This is a genomic window from Bradyrhizobium ganzhouense, from assembly GCF_049949285.1.
Classification (GTDB): Bacteria; Pseudomonadota; Alphaproteobacteria; order Rhizobiales; family Xanthobacteraceae; genus Bradyrhizobium; species Bradyrhizobium ganzhouense.
Genome location: NZ_CP181318.1, coordinates 575,583 through 593,735, shown reverse-complemented (window position 1 = coordinate 593,735; position 18,153 = coordinate 575,583). Strand labels below are relative to the sequence as shown.

The window sequence follows — 18,153 nt, the reverse complement described above, 5'->3', positions numbered from 1 at the left end:
ATCGGCGCCGCAACAATCACTATTCCTGCCGGCTCCCGACAAGGCGAGCTTTGCTTGCGCATGCGAGATGCGTAACATCATGGCCCGTCTCTCGATTTCCGGACTTCTGTCGCAACCGGGCCGCGCATGAGGAAGCTGATCGACGAATTCCGCAAGGGCTGGCAGGGCGTGGCACCGCCTTCGCTCGGCCTGAGCATTGCGTTCGCGGTGGCCTGCCTGCTGGTCGCGACCCTGGCGCGCTGGGGGCTCGCGCATGTGCGCCCCGACGTCTTCTTCACGCCGTATTTTCCGGCCGTGTTCTTTGCAGCCGCCTTCGGAGGCCTTCGGATCGGCGTTGTGACGGCGCTGGTCGGCGGCGTGCTCGGCGTCGTCGTGAATTTCGGCGATGCGTTTGCCGATCGCGCGCGGTTCGCGCTGCTGACTCTCTATTGGGGCGTCTCCGCGCTGACGATCTGGGGCGTCGAGCACTATCGCACGATGCTGGCGGAGCAGCGACGGATCTCCAAGCGCCTGATCGAGGAAGAAGACTATCGCAAGGTCCTGGTCGACGAGCTCCAGCACCGGCTGAAGAACAAGCTGTCGACCGTGCACGCCGTGCTGCACCAGGTGCTGCACGACCAGCCGCAAGTCTGGGCCCGGATCGACCCGCGGCTGCGCTCGCTGGCCGCGACCGACGATCTGATCTCGCGGATCGACAAAGCCGGCTGCGACATCCGCGACCTCCTGATCTCCGAGCTCGGCCCTTACGGCCATGTCCGCTTCACCCTCAATGGCGACCGGCTGTTCCTGCCGCCGAAGCTTGCGGTGACGCTGTCACTGATGTTTCACGAACTCGCCACCAACGCCGGTAAATACGGCGCGTTCTCCTCACCGCGCGGATTACTGCAGGTGTCATGGAACGTCAGCGACGATCGCCTGGCCATCACGTGGGACGAAACCGAAGGACCGAGCATCGACAAGATCTCGGAGCCCGGCTTCGGCACCGAGTTGCTGAAGTCGGCGCTGTCCGCCTTCGACGGCAAGACCGAAGTCTCGTATTTGAAGACCGGACTGCATTGCATCATGCAATGCCGCATCCCCAAGGGCGAGTGAAGGTGGGTTAGCTCTCCCGACGGGAGAGGTGACGTCTACGGCTCGCATCGATTCAAACGAAAGAGATTCGCGCGCTACGCTCGCGCTATCGCGAGCGCTGTTGACCTCCTGTTAATGACGATCGGCGGCGCGCGTCGCAACGTCGCAAGTTTCTCGCAAAACACCCCCGTATTTCTTCGGACCCCTTAACCAAACCTAAGAGGGAGCTGGGCATGATCGCGCTCATTGTAAAGTCGCGCTGAAACAACAAGATTCATGAATTCTATGAACGATAATGTACATAACGGCGCGAGCGAAGCCGAACTCGGATTCCTCAAGGAAATCGTTAGAATGCTGCCTGCCGGCCTGACCGTGCAGGACGCGCAAGGCAAGCTTCTCCTGGTTAACGACGTCGCGGCTGCCCAGCTCGGCATGGACGGCAGCCGTCCGTCGCCGGACCTTGCACAGCGCCGCGAGGCCTGCGAGCGCGCGCTGAGGGCCGGACAGCCGGTCACCGCCGAAGAAGCGCTCCAGGTCGGCGCCGCACGCCAGGTGCTGCTGACGACCCATCGGCCGGTCCAGCTCGCCGGCCGCGAGCTCTTGATCTCGGCATCAGCAGACATCACCGAGCAGAAAAATTTCGAGGACCAGCTGTTTCGCTCGGCTTATTTCGACGAGCTGACCGGGCTGCCTTCGCGGCGCGTGATCGAGCATCGCGCCAACAGCCTGCTCGCACGCGATCACGGCGGCGAGCGTTTTGCACTCGCCTTTCTCGACGTCGACAATTTCAAGCACATCAACGACTATTACGGCCACACCGTCGGCGACGCGCTGCTGGTCGAGCTGTCGAAGCGGCTCGGCCGCGACCTGCGCGATTCCGACATGCTGTCGCGCATCTCCGGCGACGAATTCCTGCTGCTGCTCTCGCCGATCCAGAGCCAGGAGGAAGTCGCCGAATTCATACAAGCGACGCTGCAGCGGCTGACCGCGCCATTCTTCATCGACAATTCGGAGGTCTTCGCCTCCACCTCGGTCGGCGTCAGCCTCTATCCCGATCACGGCCGCAGCTTCGAGACACTGCGTCAGAACGCCGACATCGCGATGTACCGCATCAAGAATGACGGCAAGGGAATGGCGGCGTTCTTCGACGCCGGCATGGAGCGCGAGGCCCTGGCGCGGATGAAGATCGAGCAGTCGCTGCGGCTCGCCATTCTCGAAAAGCGCTTCTGCTGCGCCTTTCAGTCCAAGGTCGACATCCGCACCCAGGCCGTGAAGGGCATCGAGGCGCTGGTGCGCCTGCGCGACGACGAGGGCGTGATCCAGGCGCCGGGCTCATTCATCAATCTGGCGAGCGAGCTCGGGCTGATCGACGAGCTCACCCATCTCGTGCTGGCCGAGATCGTCAAGTCGATCGACCTGATCAACGACACCTTTGGCGCGGGATCGACCATCAGCATCAACGTCGCCGCCAAGCAGGCCGGCAATCCCGAGTTCATGCGCAGCTTCGCGCAGGCGCTGGACGGCACCGGCTTCCCCCAACGCTTCATGATCGAGGTGACCGAAGACGCCTTCGTTGCCAAGAGTCACTTCCAGTCGGAAATCCTGCCGATGTTCCGCAAGCTTGGGGTCGGCATCTCGATCGACGATTTCGGCACCGGCTATTCGTCGCTGTCGGCGCTCGCCGACATCACCGCCGACGAGATCAAGATCGACCGCTCCTTCATCACCGACATCCATAAGCGCCCGCGCAGCCAGGGCATTCTGCGGGCGATCGAATCCCTGAGCGAAGCGCTCGGCATGACCGTCATCGCCGAAGGCCTCGAATCCTACGAGGAACTCGCCTATCTCCAGGCCGCGACCAAGATCCGCTACGCGCAGGGCTATTATTTTGCCCGCCCGATCTTCCTGGAGGAGCTGAAGCTCGCCACGCCCGCCTCGAGCGAGTCCCGCGCCAGCGTCTCCGCCCGCCCGATGCAGCAGAACCGCCAGGGCTATTCGCGGGCGAGCGGCTATCGGCGGTAGGGCGTCTTCCTTGATCACGCGATCCGCTGATCGTTCCGTCATCCCCGCGCAATGGCGAAGCCATTGTCGCTGGAGGTGCGAGGCCCGCGATGCGAAGCATTGTGGGCGGAGCCTCGAAGGATAAACGGCCGAGCTGCCAGCCGGGCCCGTCGCCCTTCGAGGGCCGCTGAAGAAGCGGCCACCTCAGGGTGACGGGAGCTAGATCGCGCGCGAGTGGGTATCGGCGTTAACCCCGTCGCACCGATTTCCCTTTGAAATTACTGCGCTTTTGGTAATAGACATGCGGACCTCCCCTGGGGCACGCCAATGTCCAACTCCTCCTCCAACGTCAGCGATCCCGCCTATGTCCGCGCACGGGCGATGGTGACGCTGTTCGAGCGGCTGGAGCATCTGTGCGAGGGCGCGATCGCGATCGATCGCAGCGGGCAGGTCATCTACGTCAATGAGAAATACCTCACCTCGCTCGGCCTCAAGCGGACCGCGGAGGCGATCGGCCGGCCGATCGAAGAGATCATCCCGAATAGCCTGATGCGGAATGTCGCCGAAAGCGGCGAGCCGATCCTGCTCGACATCATGGAGCTCGGCGGCGAGCAGCTCGTGGTGACGCGCATGCCGATCGAGGATGAGGAGCGCAACGTCATCGGCGCGATCGGCTTCGTGCTCTATGACCACATCGAGAGCCTGAAAGCGCTGCTCGCGCGCGTCACCCAGCTCGAGGCCGATCTGAGGTTGGCGCGGCGGCAATTGTCCAACGTCCGCGCGGCGCGCTTCGCATTGGCGGATTTCGTCGGCACCACGCCGGCGATCGCGCAGGCCAAGGAATTTGCCAGGCGCGCGGCGCGGCAAAGCGTGACCGTGCTTCTCACCGGCGAGACCGGCACCGGCAAGGAATTGCTGGCGCAGGCGATCCACAACGCCTCCTCGCGCGCGGAAAAGCCGTTCGTCAGCGTCAATGTTGCGGCGATTCCGGAGACGCTGATCGAATCCGAATTCTTCGGCACCGCGCCCGGCGCCTATACCGGCGCCGATCGCAGGGGACGCGAAGGCAAATTCCGCATTGCCGACGGCGGCACGCTGTTCCTCGACGAGATCGGCGAGATGCCGCTGCAATTACAGGCGAAGCTCTTGCGCGTGTTGCAGGAGCGCGAGATCGAGCCGCTTGGCTCGGACAAGATCACCAAGGTCGATGTACGCGTCATCGCCGCGACCAATGTGGATTTGCGCAAGCGCGTCAGCGACGGCGCCTTCCGCGCCGATCTCTATTATCGGCTCAACGTGCTCTCGATCGATTTGCCGCCGCTTCGCAAATGCCTCGACGATCTCCCTGACATCTGCGCACGGCTGATCGAGGACATCAGCGCCTCCGGCGATTTCGTCAACGCGAAGATCACGCCGAGCGGATTGTCAGCGCTCGCGCGCTACGATTGGCCCGGCAACGTCCGCGAGCTCCGCAACATCCTGGAACGCGCACTGATCCTGAGCGATTCCGGACGCCTGACCGACGACGATTTCGCGCACATCCTGCCGGGCAGCACGGATGCGCACCCCGCGCCGGCGCAGCGGATGACCGGCTCGGTCGTGCCCTATGCCGAAGCCGAGGCGGAGTTCGAGAAACAGACGCTCGAACACGCGCTCGCCGCCAGCAACGGGCAGATCACGGAGGCCGCACGGATGCTGCGGATCTCGCGCGCGACATTCTACAAGAAGCTCGCCAAGTTCGGGCTGGCGTCGGGATCACCACCCGTCTGAGTTTCGAGACAGCGCCTGTCTGAAGTCTCGGACTCCTGACAACGAGCGACTGTCACATGCGCTTCATGCAAGCTCCGCCGGAAGGTGGAATTGCAATGTTTGCACATGTGTGCAAATCGCTGTGATCAAGGCAATTCATTTTGGGAGGAACCACCGTGCGTCGATCGCTCATTCTCACAGCCGCCATCATGGGATTGGCCGCGAACAGCTCCGCGCGAGCCGACGACCTCAAGGTCGCGCTGATCTACGGCAAGACCGGTCCGCTGGAGGCCTATGCCAAGCAGACCGAGACCGGCCTGCAGATGGGCTTTGAATACGCCACCAAGGGCACGATGATGCTCGACGGCCGCAAGATCGTCATCATCACCAAGGACGACCAGGGCAAGCCGGACCTGTCCAAGGCCGCGCTCGCGGAAGCCTATCAGGACGACAAGGCCGACATCGCGATCGGCACGACCTCGTCGGCGGCCGCGCTTGCCATTCTCCCCGTCGCCGAGGAGAACAAGAAGATTTTGATCGTCGAGCCCGCAGTCGCGGACCAGATTACCGGCGAGAAGTGGAATCGCTACATCTTCCGCACGGCGCGCAATTCGTCGCAGGACGCGATCTCGAACGCGGTCGCGATCGGCAAGCAGGGCGTCACCGTGGCAACCCTGGCGCAGGACTACGCCTTCGGCCGCGACGGTGTCGCCGCCTTCAAGGAGGCGCTCGCCAAGACCGGCGCGACGCTCGCTGCGGAAGAATACGCTCCGACCTCGACCACCGACTTCACCGCGGTCGGCCAGCGCCTGTTTGATGCGCTGAAAGATAAGCCGGGCCGCAAGGTGATCTGGGTGATCTGGGCCGGCGCCGGCAATCCGCTGGCCAAGCTTCAGGACATGGACCCGAAGCGCTACGGCATCGAGCTGTCGACCGGCGGCAACATCCTGCCGGCGCTCGCCGCCTATAAGGGCCTGCCTGGCATGGAAGGCGCGACCTATTATTACTACGACATTCCGAAGAACCCGGTGAACGACTGGTTGGTCGCCGAGCACCAGAAGCGCTTCAACGCGCCGCCGGACTTCTTCACCGCGGGCGGCTTTGCAGCCGCGATGTCCGTCGTCGCCGCCGTCACCAAGGCGAAGTCGACCGACACCGAGAAGCTGATCACGGCGATGGAAGGCCTGGAGTTCGACACGCCGAAGGGCAAGATGGTGTTCCGCAAGGAAGACCATCAGGCGCTCCAGAGCATGTATCACTTCAAGGTCAACGTTGATCCGAACGTCGCCTGGGCCGTGCTCGAGCCGGTGCGCGAGCTGAAGATCGAGGACATGGACGTTCCGGTTAAAAACAAGCGCTGATCTTTCTTCACCTCTCCCGCTTGCGGGAGAGGCCGGGAGAGGGCTCTCACCTCTTGGGGGTTCTCGCCCGCGGAAACACCCTCTCCCCACCGCTCCCCCGCAAGCGGGGGAGGGAGCGCAGTGTGATCGTGGAAGCATTCTCCTCTCATTATTTACCAGACCCATGGCGCTAACTCTCGAAACCCGCGACCTCACCATCCGCTTCGGCGGCCATGTCGCGGTCAACAACGTCACCTGCACGTTCCGCCCGGGCGAGCTCACCGCGATCGTCGGGCCGAACGGCGCCGGCAAGACCACCTATTTCAACCTGATCTCGGGTCAGCTCCGCGCCTCCAGCGGCAGCATCCTGTTCGACGGCACCGATATCACCCAGCACTCCGCGCCGCTGCGAACCCGTGCGGGTCTCGGACGCGCGTTCCAGCTCACCAACCTCTTCCCGAACCTGTCAGTAGAGGAGAACGTCCGCCTCGCGGTGCAGGCGGCCAACGGCACGCATTACGACATGCTGCGGCCCTGGATGGTCCGCCGCGACCTGATTGCGCGCGCCGATGCCATCCTCGACCAGGTCGCGCTCGGCAACCGCCGCGGCGTCGCCGCGACCGCGCTGTCGCATGGCGACCAGCGCAAGCTCGAAGTGGCGCTGATGATCGCGCTGGAGCCGAAAGTCTTCATGTTCGACGAGCCGACCGCGGGCATGAGCATCGACGAGGTGCCGGTTGTCCTCAACTTGATTGCGCAGCTCAAGCAGGACAAGAGCAAGATCATCCTGCTGGTCGAACACAAGATGGACGTGGTGCGCTCGCTCGCCGACCGCATCATCGTGCTGCATAACGGCCAACTTGTTGCAGATGGCCCGCCGGCCGAGGTGATCGCCTCGCCGATCGTGCAGGAAGCCTATCTCGGCGTCGCCCCGAAGAAAGTTGCAGAGGGTGCCGCATGACCGACCTTTTGAAGCTCTCCAGCGTGCACACGCATATCGGCCGCTACCACATCCTCCAGGGCATCGATCTCGCGGTCCCGCAAGGGCAAGTCACGATGCTGCTCGGCCGCAACGGCGCCGGCAAGACCACGACGCTGCGCACCATCATGGGTCTCTGGCAGGCATCTTCCGGCGAGATCACGCTCGGCGACAAACGCATCGAGAGCCGCGCCACGCCCGACATCGCCCGGCTCGGCGTCGGCTATGTGCCCGAGAGCATGGCCGTGTTCTCCGATCTGACCGTGAAAGAGAACCTCGTCCTCGCTGCCCGCGACGGGATGATGGACGACCAGCAGCTGGAATGGATCTTTGGCTTCTTCCCGGCGCTGCGCCGGTTCTGGCTGTCGCGCGCGGGCAGCCTCTCGGGCGGACAGAAGCAGATGTTGTCGATCGCGCGCGCGATCATTGAGCCGCGCAAGCTGTTGCTGATCGATGAGCCGACCAAGGGGCTGGCACCCGCCATCGTCATGGCGCTGATCGAGTGCCTGAAGGAGATCAAGCGCAAGGGCGCGACGATCCTGCTGGTCGAGCAGAATTTCTTTGCCGCTCGTGAGCTCGGCGACAACGTGCTGGTGATGGACAACGGCACCATCGTCCACCGCGGCGAGATGGCGGCGCTCGCCGCCGACGTGCCGCTGCAGGAGCGGCTGCTCGGCCTGAGCCTGGAGGCGCATCAGTGACTGACCTTGCCGCAACCGATCCGCTGCCGAAGCCGAAGCGCGATATCGCGCCGATCCTGCTGCCCATCGCGCTCGCGCTTGTCACGATACCCCTGATTGGCTCGCCCAGCACCTGGCTGACGCTGACGGCGGCAAGCCTCGCGATGGGCATGATGATCTTCATCATGGCCTCTGGTCTGACGCTGGTGTTCGGCTTGATGGACGTGCTGAATTTCGGCCACGGCGCCTTCATCGCGGTCGGTGCCTACATCGCGACGCTGGTGTTCGCGCCGTTCGCAACCTCGGTGCAGGCGGATTCGCTCTGGGTGAACCTTGCGGTGCTGGCGCCCGCAGCGCTGCTGTCGATGGCGGTATCAGGCGCGCTCGGGCTGGTGGTCGAGCGCGTGCTGATCCTTCCCGTGTACGGCCAGCATCTGAAGCAGATCCTGATGACAACGGGCGGCCTGATTGTCGCCGAACAGACGCTCTATGCGCTGTGGGGGCCGCAGATCATCCCGATGCCGCTGCCGACTTCGCTGCGCGGCTCCTTCATCCTCGGTGACGTCGCGATCGCCAAATACCGCGTGCTGGCGACGCTGATCGGGCTTGCCGTCTTCATCGCGATCCAGCTCGTGCTCAACCGCACCAAGCTCGGCCTTCTGATCCGCGCCGGCGTCGAGAACCGCGAGATGGTCGAGGCGCTCGGCTACCGCATCCGCCGCCTGTTCCTTGGCGTGTTCATGGCGGGATCGGCGCTGGCCGGCCTCGGCGGCGTGATGTGGGCGCTCTATCGCGAGCAGGTCCACGCCTCCATGAGCGACGAGCTCACCGTCTTGATCTTCGTCGTCGTCATCATCGGCGGGCTCGGCTCGATCGGCGGCTGCTTCATCGGCGCGATCCTGGTGGCGATGGTCGCCAATTACGGCGGCTTCCTGGTGCCAAAACTCGCCCTCGTCTCCAACATCCTGCTGATGGTCGCCATTCTGATGTGGCGGCCGCGCGGCCTCTATGCGGTGACCAGCCGATGATGATCCTGTCGGGCGATCCGCCGCGGAGCCGTGTGCTCACGCTCCTCCTCGTCGTCATCATCCTGGCGCTGGCGGCAACGCCGTTCCTGTTCCCGGGTGCGAAAGCGCTGAACGTCGCGGCCAAGATCTGCGTCTTCGCCGCGCTGGTGGCGTCCTACGATTTGCTGCTCGGCTATACCGGATCGGTGTCGTTCGCCCACACCATGTTCTACGGCATCGGCAGTTACGCGATCGCGATCGCGCTGTACGGCATGGGCCCGAACTGGACCGCGGTCGCCACCGGCATCGTCGTCGGCCTGCCGCTGGCCGCGCTGCTTGCGCTGGCCATCGGCCTGTTCTCGCTGCGGGTGGCCGCGATCTTCTTTGCCATGATCACGCTCGCGGTCGCCTCCGCCTTCCAGGTGCTCGCTTCGCAGCTCTCCTGGCTGACCGGCGGCGAGGACGGCCGCAGCTTCCAGCTGCCCGAACTGCTCCGGCCCGGCACCGTGCTGATCGCCAAAAGCCTGTTCGGCTTCGAGATCAACGGCCGCATCCTCACCTTCTATCTGGTGTTCGCAGTCTCCGCCTTGATGATCCTCGCGCTGCTGCGCGTGGTGAACTCGCCATTCGGGCGCGTGCTCCAGGCGATTCGCGAGAATCGCTTTCGTGCCGAGGCCCTCGGCTTCCGCACCGTCTTCCACTTGACCTACGCCAACTGCCTCGCCGCACTCGTCGCCGCCGGTGCCGGCATCCTCAATGCGCTGTGGCTGCGCTATGCGGGGCCGGACACCTCGCTGAGCTTCTCCATCATGCTGGACATTCTCCTGATGGTCGTGATCGGCGGCATGGGCACGATCTACGGTGCGATCATCGGCGCAACGATCTTCATCCTCGCACAGAACTATCTGCAATCGCTGATGGGCGTCGCCTCCAAGGCGGCGTCTGAGGCCGGCCTACCGTTACTGCCGGGCCTGCTCCATCCCGACCGCTGGCTGCTCTGGCTGGGGCTGCTCTTCATCGCCAGCGTCTATTTCTTCCCGACCGGCGTGGTCGGGCGGCTGCGCAATGGCGGCGGCGACAAGAGCGCGGGCGCTTCGCATTAAGCTTCGATTAACGATGCAGCGCAGCGCGCCGTGCGCGCCACGTACAACCGTGGCGTGACACGCCGCGATTCCCGCGTGGGTGGATATCCGTATAAATCCGCAACCGGTTTAAGCCATGAGTAACCGGCTTTCCTAAGCATTGCGCCATCTGTCCGTAGTATTTCTGTTCCTCCAGGGGAGTGGGATGCGCCAGGTTTTTTCAGGGATGGCAGCTGCGATATTCTCAGCCGCGAAAAGCGGCTGGGACGCTGCCATGCGGCGCGGACCCGTGCTGTGGCTGACGCTCTCGGGCGCGTTGCTGGTCGCCGGCATCTTCGCCGTGACCGCGATGGCTGTCGGCGAGTTTCGCGAGAAGACGCTCACCAACCGCGAGCGCGAACTGAAAAACACCGTGCAGCTGATCGCACGGCACTTCGATCAGCAGTTTGAGGATTCCGACGTCGTCGCCGCCGACTTGATCGGGCAGATGCACCTGCCGGAGATCACCTCGCCGCAAATGTTCCGCGAGCGCATGTCGGGGCCTGAGGCCCACCGCATGCTGAGAGGCAAGGTCAGCGCGGTCTCCTATCTCGGTGACATCGCGATCTACGATGCCGACGGCGACCTGATCTCCTGGTCGCGCGCGCAGCCGCTGCCCAAGATCAACGTCTCCTCGCGCGCCTACTTCCAGACGTTCAAAACCAATGCGATGTCGGAGCCGGTGCTGCTGGAATCCGTGCGCAGCTTCCTGATCGGGAAATGGACCACGGTCGTGGCGCGGCGGCTGAGCCTGCCGGACGGCACCTTCGTCGGCGCGCTGGTGCGGCGGATCGATCCCGACAGCTATCGACGCTTCTTCGCCTCGGTCGCATTGGCCGATGGCGCGGCCATCTCGCTGTTTGACCGCGAAGGCGTGATGCTGGCGCGCTACCCGAATGTCGAAGCGATGATCGGGACCAGCTACAAGAGTGCGCCGCTGATGCAGAAGGTGCTGACCCGCGGCGGCCAGCACACGATGCGCGTCAAGAGCCCGGTGGACGGCGAGGAGAAGCTCGGCTCGGCTGCGTCGCTCACGCATTTCCCGCTGGTCATCGTGGCCACCAACACCATGTCGTCGGCGCTTGCCGACTGGCGGCAGCAGACCGGCTTCATGGTCACCACCGCGACGCTTTCAGCGGCCGTGATCGCGCTGATCCTCTTCATGATCATCCGCCAGATCAACCGGCAGAACCGCGAGGCCCAGCGACGCCTCGAAGCGGAGCGACAACGGCTCGACACCGCACTCAATAACATGTCGCAGGGCCTGATCCTGTACGACGCCTCGGGACATATCGTCACTTGCAACCGGCGCTATATCGATATGTTCGGCCTCTCCAGCGATATCATCAAGCCTGGCTGCCACATGAAGGACGCGATGTGCCACCGCAAGGAGCGTGGCGCGTTGAGTGGCGATGTCGAAGCCTTTTGCGCCGAAGTGATGAGGATTGTCGCCGAAGGCAAGGTCTCCTCCAGGATCCATGAGCTGCCCAACGGCCGCGCTTTGCAGATCACCAACACGCCGCTCTCTTGGGGCGGGTGGGTCGCTACATTTGAGGACATCACCGAGCGGCGCAACCTGGAGCAGGAGCGCGATCGCAACTACACCTTCCTCCGCGAGATCATCGACCACATCCCGTCGCAGATCACGGTGAAGGACGCCCATACGCGGCGCTACCTGCTGGTCAACCGGATTGCCGAAGATATCTTCGGTGAAGACGGCAAGACGATCGTCGGCAAGACGGCAGCCGATATCCTGCCCGAATCGGACGCCGAGATCGTCACACACGACGACGACGCCGTGCTGCAATCGCCAGAGCGGCTGTTGCAAAAGGAGCAAAGCTGGAAGACCCAGGCTGACGGCCAGCGTCATACCATCTCGAAGCGCATCGGCATCTGCGGCGAGGCCGGTGAGCCGCGCTACATCATCAACGTTATCGAGGACGTCACCGAACAGCGCAAGGCCGCCGAGAAGATCGCGCATATGGCGCATTACGATGCGCTGACCGACCTGCCGAACCGCACGCTGTTCCGCGAGCAGATCGAACGGCAACTGGGCAAGGTCGCCGGCGGCGAGCAATTCGCGCTGCTCTATATTGACGTTGACGAGTTCAAGGGCATCAACGATTCGCTCGGCCATCATGTCGGCGACGAGCTTTTGAAGGCGATTGCCGGACGCATCCGCGCCTGCCTCAGGCCGGGCGACCTGATCGCGCGGCTCGGCGGCGACGAGTTTGCCGTGATCCAGACCGGAATCGAATCGTCCGCCGACGTGCTGTCCTTCGTGACGCGGATCCATGAAGCGATCCGCCGCCCCTATCATTGCCTCGGCCACCAGCTCTCCACCGACGCCAGCATCGGCATCGCGCTGGCGCCGCAGGACGGCGCCGATCTCGATCAGCTCATCAAGAATGCCGACCTCGCAATGTACGGCGCCAAGGCGGAAGGGCGGCGCACCTACCGCTTCTTCGTGCCGGAGATGGATGCGAGCGCCAAGGCCCGCCTCACCCTGGAGCAGGATCTGCGCCAGGCGTTGATCGACGGCGGCTTCGAGATTCACTACCAGCCGCTGGTCAATCTGCATTCGGGCGAGGTCTCCGGCTGCGAGGCGCTGCTGCGCTGGCGCCATCCCGAGCGCGGCATGGTCTCGCCGGCCGAATTCATTCCGATCGCCGAGGATACCGGCCTGATCAACGAGATCGGCGACTGGGTGCTGCGCACGGCCTGCAACGAGGCCGCGACCTGGCCTGCTCATGTGCGCGTCGCCGTCAACGTCTCGCCGGTCCAGCTCAAATGCGACACGCTGGCGCTGCGGATCGCGGGGGCGCTGGCCGCCTCCGGGCTTGAGCCGCGGCGGCTCGAGCTCGAGATCACCGAGGCCGTGCTGATCCGCGACGACGAGGCAGCCCTCTCGATCCTGCACCAGCTTCGCTCGATCGGCGTGCGCATCGCGCTCGACGATTTCGGCACCGGCTATTCCTCGCTGAGCTATCTGAAGCGCTTCCCATTCGACAAGATCAAGATCGACCGCTGCTTCGTCGCCGACATCGCCGATGCGAGCGGGTCACCCGTGATCGTGCAGGCGGTGGTGAACATCGCCTCCGCCAGCAACATGACCACGGTCGCCGAGGGCGTCGAGACCGAAGCCCAGCGCGAGATGCTGCGCGCGCTCGGCTGCACGGAGATGCAGGGCTATCTGTTCAGCAAGCCGAAGCCGGCGGTAGAGGTGCGCGAGCTGTTCGGCCCGGGCGACACCATGCCAGTGGCGGCGGTGGCCTGAGATGGCGAAGTCACCCAAAACCATCGATGTCGCGGATTCCTACGCGGTGCGGCTGATGCAGCACCTGGTGGTGCCGACCTTCGTGATCGACCCGAAGCGCCGCGTCGTGATCTGGAACAGGGCGTGCGAGCGGCTGACCGGCGTTGCCGCCTCCGAGGTGATCGGCACCAGCAAGCACTGGCAGGCCTTCTACGAGACCAAGCGTCCCTGCCTCGCCGATCTGGTCGCGCTCGACCGGCCCGAACAGCTGCCGGAGTTCTATTCGGAATATGCCGCACGCGGCCATAACGGGCTCGGCTTCAGCGCGGAGAACTGGTGCGTGATGCCGAAACTCGGCAGCCAGCTTTATCTTGCGATCGACGCGGGCCCCATTCATGACGAGGCCGGCAATCTAATCGCCGTGGTGGAGACGCTGCGCGACCTCACCGACCAGAAGCGCGCCGAGATGGCGCTGAAGGAGCTCGCCACCAAGGACGGGCTGACCGGGCTGTCGAACCGCCGCTCCTTCGACCAGATGTTGATGACCGAATGGGCGCGCGCGCAGCGGACGCAGAAGCCGTTGGCACTGCTGTTCGTCGACGTCGATCATTTCAAGCTGTTCAACGACGCGCACGGCCACCAGTCCGGCGACGAATGCCTGCGCGAGGTGGCGCGCGTCGTCAGCCGCCACGCGGTGCGTCCGCTCGACCTCGCCAGCCGCTATGGCGGCGAGGAATTTGCGCTGATCCTGCCCGACATGAGCTGCGACGATGCCTGCGCCATCGCCGAGGAGATCCGCTGTGCCGTCATGGCCCTAGCGATCGCCCACGGCGCCCATGGGGCCGGCAACCATGTCAGCCTCAGTGTCGGCGTCGCCAGTCACATCCCCGGCGAGGCCGACGGCGCCCCCGACCGGCTGCTGGGTGCGGCCGACCAGGCGCTCTATGCCGCCAAGCGGCTCGGCCGCAACCGTGTCGTCTGCTCAGAACGTATCCTGGCCGAATTCGCAGGCCTCGGCCGGGATAATGTGCCGGTCAGCGGTCCGGTTCCTGGCCTGGCCCCGCGCAAATCGGCCTAAAGCGCGACGATTGCCGCGGCGAGACCGGTTGCCCACCCCTCGCCAATCGGCTACATGAACCCTCGCTGCACCCGTAGCTCAGCTGGATAGAGCGTTGCCCTCCGAAGGCAAAGGTCACACGTTCGAATCGTGTCGGGTGCGCCAAAATCTCCACCACTCAGAATGAACTGCGAACAATATATTCGGCTGGGTGGGACGATCCGCTCTGAGCATTCCCGGTCCTAAGGCGACCAGGGGGCGCCGACGATGAAGCTGGTGTCACTGGCCCAAAGAGCGGTGGTGTCCCAGGGGTTCGTGCCGCTGTTGCTCGCGATATAAACCTTGCCGTAGTAGTGGCGAATGAATTTCGTCGGGTACCTTAGCGCGCGGAACGAATGTCCTTTCCCGTCCTTGCCCGGCTGCGGACAGAAGGTTGCGTCAGAGCGGTTCAGGTCGGTGCCGTCGAACGACTGGATCCGCAGCGCATTGTATTGATGCCGCAGGAAGTCGCCCGGATTGTTTTTCGACTCGAACGAGATGCATGAAGCGTCGGCAAGGCCGCGGCGGACGATCCAAGTCGAATCGGACTTGTCTTGTCCGGTGCTGGTGGACGTGATCGGCGCGATGACGGCGGTGCCGTTCTGGTTGCGGACATAGTCTCCGGTGCAGCATGGTGTGGTCGCTTGCAGCGAGATTTCCGCGCCCGGTGCCAGCGTTTCGGACACGCCAGTGGGTGCGCCATAGTGGACTGCGACAATGTTGGCCTGGATCGCGTTGTCGGCGCCGTCGCCGGGAAAACCGGCCGTCATCGCGCCTTCGAAGAAAGAGCCGATGGAGGCATGGCTGTTGTCGCCTCCGATGCCGAGGATGATGGCGCCCTCCTGGTGCATCGGCGCGTATCCGCTTGGAAGGACGCCGGCATAGATGGTGTTGAGCCCGCCCGACTGTGCGTCGCCCCACTTCAGCGCAAATCTGGTCTCGCCATTGTTCTTCAACCATGCCGAGATGAAGGGTCGTGGTCCGCCACTGATTTCCGCGGCCGGATTGCAGCTGCGTTTATCCCAGTGGAATATTCCGTTTTCCAGGTCGGCATGAACCCCGGGCCCTGGTCCGGGGTGGCAATTGGGCCACTCTAAGTCTCTACTTAAATTCACCGCATCCATGTGGCCGGCACCAGTGTCGTTGCCACTCGTCTCGGCGTTTCCATAGTCGAAACAGCAGCCCGAATTGAAATGGGTTCCGGAAGCAACCATGTACATCCCTTCCGGTTTTCCCTTGACCGCAACGCCCGACGTCTGGTTGTTCCGGTAGCCCATCCCGGCCGAAATCGAGACGCCGTAGACCTCGTGACCACCTGCTGTGACAGGCAATGCGTCCGCCGCGGCACCGAAGTCGGAACCATCCGGACCGGGTCCCCTATAGTGTCCGCCGGAGGCGATCGCGAGGTCGTTGTGGTGGGGTGATTGATCGTAGATTTTCGTAATGATGCAGGTAGAGCTTTTGCAGAATGCATCCTGCGCCGTCGCGTTGGCGTAGCCGTCCGAAAGCAAGCCGATGTTTTCAATCGCGTTGTCCGACGCACGCTTCACCTGATAGAGCGCGCCGTCATACTTGGCGTAGAGCGATCGCACTGTGCTGTGCGCCGCGACGCATGGCGTGTCATAGGCCGCGTAGATATCACAAGGCCGCTGTCCGATCGTTTCGGCATGCGCGGCGCTAGCGCCGATCAGGCTTGCAACGATTAAAGCGGCGATGACTGCCGGGCCAGCGACCGCCACACGGGCGCCGACCTTCCTTGACCGCGACCACGCAAGGCGCCCGATCCGTTCCGGTCTCTCTCGCCGCAATTTTCCTGATGTTGGAGGTAGGAAAGAGCACTGGAAGCAACCATCCATTTCGGTACCCCTGGGAGAACGACTGTGTTCAATCGACCAGCAAGAATCTTTGGCTCGCGGCCGCAGGATCGCAATGGTTTTGGGGCAAGGTGCCGCCCGCGCCCGGATCCTCAAGGCAAAGGTCGAGTCCGCAGCCAATCGAAAATAGTAAGGAAAGGGCCGTTAGTGTGTAACGAGAACAGGTACTCGATACTCTCACGTTCCGTCCAAGCAGTATTAGTGCCACGCTCAGCTCCGACCGGCATCGTCGCAGGCCTATCCTGAAGCTGGCGTGAACAGGGCGATATGGCTGCAATCCGTTACCGTGACCAATCCCGGCGCCGCGCGATTTCGTGATCGCGCGTGAACTCGTGCGTTCACAACGGGTTCATGCCGTCACCCTAGTAGGCAGCAGTGAAGCGGCGAGGCATCCGGACATCCGCCGATGGGATACGGCATTGGGGTTATGGCGAGGCGAAACATGAGCCGCTTGGTGCACGTAATTCTGTCGCTTCTCGCATTCCTACCCGGTGTGGTGCACGCCGAAGACATTGTTGTGGGCTTGAATGACAAGATCAGAGTCCGGGTAGGAACGCCTCTGGTTGCCCGCGGACCGGCCGGCGATATTGCGGACAATTGGTTTACCGAAATCGGGCTGCCCGACGGGCGGTTCCGCGGTTTCACCGCTGGCGGGGTCAGCTGGGCCATCGACGGCCATCACCCCTACGAAATGAGCGGTCCGGGTACCGCAGTGCTGAAAGCGGGACCGCCAGGCAGTTCAGCTACCTGCGGGCAATGGATCCAGCATGTCGAACTGGTGGGCAAGACGCTCTACGGTTGGGTCCACGACGAAACTGCCTGCAACTACGCGAAGGGGCAGACGCACGCATCCATGACCATCGCGACCTCCTCCGACGATGGGCTTACCTGGAAGATGGAAGGACCGATCATCGTGGGCACTGACCCGCCAGTCGCCGGCAAGTTCACGGGCGACAGTTGTCCTTCAGTGGTGAAAGGGGAAGATGGTTATTACTACGCCTATTGTTTGCGCAATGGCGGGCAATCATGGAACGGCGGTTACACATTTATCGCGCGGGCACCGGCCTCCAACCTGGCTGCTAGCCAGTGGAAGAAGTTCTTCAACGGTGCCTGGTCGGAGCCAGGAGTTGGCGGCAAATCAAGCCCCATCGATGGACTCGGGGTCGCCTATTGGACGACAACGCATCAAACGATTAGCTTAAACTGGGCTCGAGGAGGCATCGGACTTCAAGTGTCGGCCGATCGCCTGCACTTCACACCCCTTTTTCCTCAGCCTCTCATGCTGGTCACGGGTGGCGACTGGGGACGCCATGACGGTCTGGAACTTATCTCCTATCCCGATCTCATCGACGCAAAAACGGGGCTCAACCAACTCGGCGACCATTGGCTCCTCGCATACATGTACCTTAGCCCGGGCGAAGGCTTCGCCAAGCGCTATTTGATCTTCCGGCCCGTCGACATCTCTTGGTCTCGCGCGCCCGGCGAACCCGTGGTGGGTGAAATGCTCACGCACTGGTACGATGCAATCCATCACGACCACTGGGTCACTATCGCACCCGTGCCCGGGAATTACACGTCTTACCGTCTCGTTGCCCAGCTTGGCTATATGATGACCACCGCCGACCCCGCCGAACCCACTGTTGAACTCGAAGAATGTATCAGTAAGGCCGCCGGCCCTCTGGATCGTATCCTAACAAGGAAGGGCGTCTGTGAGCAAAGTGGCTACAAGCCTCTTCGCACGGCCGGCTTCGTTTACTCGACGGCTCAGCCCAATACGCGACCATTATACCGCTGCTACTCCGAATCCGAACATTCTCACTTCGTTTCAAACGACGAGAACTGCAACAAGGTGGGAAGGCGAGAGGAATTGCTGGGTTATGACCTCAATCGGTGACGTTGCGCGCATTGATGCGCGGCTGCTCCGGAAACCTGTCCGGTACCTCTGATGCGGTCGATGAAATGGGGGCGTTTATAGATAT

The 18,153-nt window shown here is 63.3% G+C and carries 12 protein-coding genes and 1 tRNA gene; 12 read left to right on the top strand and 1 reads right to left on the bottom strand.

Features of this window, described 5'->3' with window-relative positions:
* Positions 1-126: 126 nt before the first annotated feature.
* The 11 genes from ACLFLU_RS02805 to ACLFLU_RS02755 all read left to right on the top strand — a co-directional run bounded on the left by ACLFLU_RS02805 (position 127) and on the right by ACLFLU_RS02755 (position 14,426).
* Positions 127-1,092 (top strand): sensor histidine kinase, encoded by a 966-nt coding sequence (locus tag ACLFLU_RS02805; protein WP_426410841.1) that lies wholly within the window; start codon positions 127-129, stop codon positions 1,090-1,092.
* A gap of 264 nt (positions 1,093-1,356) precedes the next feature.
* Complete coding sequence (locus ACLFLU_RS02800) at positions 1,357-3,093, top strand: putative bifunctional diguanylate cyclase/phosphodiesterase (protein ID WP_426410840.1); 1,737 nt, start codon at positions 1,357-1,359, stop codon at positions 3,091-3,093.
* 306 nt (positions 3,094-3,399) lie between these two features.
* Positions 3,400-4,842, top strand: a complete 1,443-nt coding sequence (locus ACLFLU_RS02795) for a sigma-54 interaction domain-containing protein (RefSeq protein WP_426410839.1) — start codon at positions 3,400-3,402, stop codon at positions 4,840-4,842.
* A 155-nt stretch (positions 4,843-4,997) separates the two neighbouring features.
* The gene (locus ACLFLU_RS02790) at positions 4,998-6,182 is read left to right on the top strand and encodes a substrate-binding domain-containing protein (protein ID WP_426410838.1); all 1,185 of its coding nucleotides are present in this window, start codon (positions 4,998-5,000) and stop codon (positions 6,180-6,182) included.
* Positions 6,183-6,345: 163 nt separating this feature from the next.
* The gene (locus tag ACLFLU_RS02785; RefSeq protein WP_426410837.1) at positions 6,346-7,122 is read left to right on the top strand and encodes an ABC transporter ATP-binding protein; all 777 of its coding nucleotides are present in this window, start codon (positions 6,346-6,348) and stop codon (positions 7,120-7,122) included.
* Positions 7,119-7,841: an ABC transporter ATP-binding protein gene (locus ACLFLU_RS02780; RefSeq protein WP_426410836.1), complete on the top strand. Its 723-nt coding sequence runs from the start codon at positions 7,119-7,121 to the stop codon at positions 7,839-7,841. The genes ACLFLU_RS02785 and ACLFLU_RS02780 overlap by 4 nt, the downstream gene beginning before the upstream one ends.
* A complete protein-coding gene (locus ACLFLU_RS02775) occupies positions 7,838-8,848 on the top strand; it encodes a branched-chain amino acid ABC transporter permease (RefSeq protein ID WP_426410835.1) in 1,011 nt (336 codons plus the stop codon). Before ACLFLU_RS02780 ends, ACLFLU_RS02775 begins: the two co-directional genes overlap by 4 nt.
* Positions 8,845-9,930 (top strand): branched-chain amino acid ABC transporter permease, encoded by a 1,086-nt coding sequence (locus ACLFLU_RS02770; RefSeq protein ID WP_426410834.1) that lies wholly within the window; start codon positions 8,845-8,847, stop codon positions 9,928-9,930. The genes ACLFLU_RS02775 and ACLFLU_RS02770 overlap by 4 nt, the downstream gene beginning before the upstream one ends.
* Positions 9,931-10,114: 184 nt before the next feature.
* Entirely contained in the window at positions 10,115-13,225 is a 3,111-nt protein-coding gene (locus ACLFLU_RS02765; protein WP_426410833.1) for an EAL domain-containing protein, read from the top strand.
* 1 nt (position 13,226) lies between these two features.
* Positions 13,227-14,282, top strand: coding sequence for a sensor domain-containing diguanylate cyclase (locus ACLFLU_RS02760; protein WP_426410832.1), 1,056 nt, complete (start codon positions 13,227-13,229; stop codon positions 14,280-14,282).
* Positions 14,283-14,349: 67 nt separating this feature from the next.
* Positions 14,350-14,426 (top strand) — tRNA-Arg (locus ACLFLU_RS02755).
* Between the two features lie 77 nt (positions 14,427-14,503).
* Here the strand turns inward: ACLFLU_RS02755 and ACLFLU_RS02750 are convergent.
* Positions 14,504-16,039, bottom strand: a complete 1,536-nt coding sequence (locus ACLFLU_RS02750; RefSeq protein WP_426410831.1) for an alpha-L-arabinofuranosidase B — start codon at positions 16,037-16,039, stop codon at positions 14,504-14,506.
* Between the two features lie 577 nt (positions 16,040-16,616).
* Here ACLFLU_RS02750 and ACLFLU_RS02745 point away from each other — a divergent pair.
* Positions 16,617-18,068 (top strand): hypothetical protein, encoded by a 1,452-nt coding sequence (locus ACLFLU_RS02745; protein ID WP_426410830.1) that lies wholly within the window; start codon positions 16,617-16,619, stop codon positions 18,066-18,068.
* Positions 18,069-18,153: the final 85 nt, after the last annotated feature.

Coding starts and splice junctions, on each gene's coding strand:
- ACLFLU_RS02785 (WP_426410837.1), top strand. CDS start 6,346: ATGGCGCTAACTCTCGAAACCCGCGACCTCACCATCCGCTTCGGCGGC.
- ACLFLU_RS02800 (WP_426410840.1), top strand. CDS start 1,357: ATGAACGATAATGTACATAACGGCGCGAGCGAAGCCGAACTCGGATTC.
- ACLFLU_RS02795 (WP_426410839.1), top strand. CDS start 3,400: ATGTCCAACTCCTCCTCCAACGTCAGCGATCCCGCCTATGTCCGCGCA.
- ACLFLU_RS02765 (WP_426410833.1), top strand. CDS start 10,115: ATGCGCCAGGTTTTTTCAGGGATGGCAGCTGCGATATTCTCAGCCGCG.
- ACLFLU_RS02770 (WP_426410834.1), top strand. CDS start 8,845: ATGATGATCCTGTCGGGCGATCCGCCGCGGAGCCGTGTGCTCACGCTC.
- ACLFLU_RS02805 (WP_426410841.1), top strand. CDS start 127: ATGAGGAAGCTGATCGACGAATTCCGCAAGGGCTGGCAGGGCGTGGCA.
- ACLFLU_RS02780 (WP_426410836.1), top strand. CDS start 7,119: ATGACCGACCTTTTGAAGCTCTCCAGCGTGCACACGCATATCGGCCGC.
- ACLFLU_RS02760 (WP_426410832.1), top strand. CDS start 13,227: ATGGCGAAGTCACCCAAAACCATCGATGTCGCGGATTCCTACGCGGTG.
- ACLFLU_RS02745 (WP_426410830.1), top strand. CDS start 16,617: ATGAGCCGCTTGGTGCACGTAATTCTGTCGCTTCTCGCATTCCTACCC.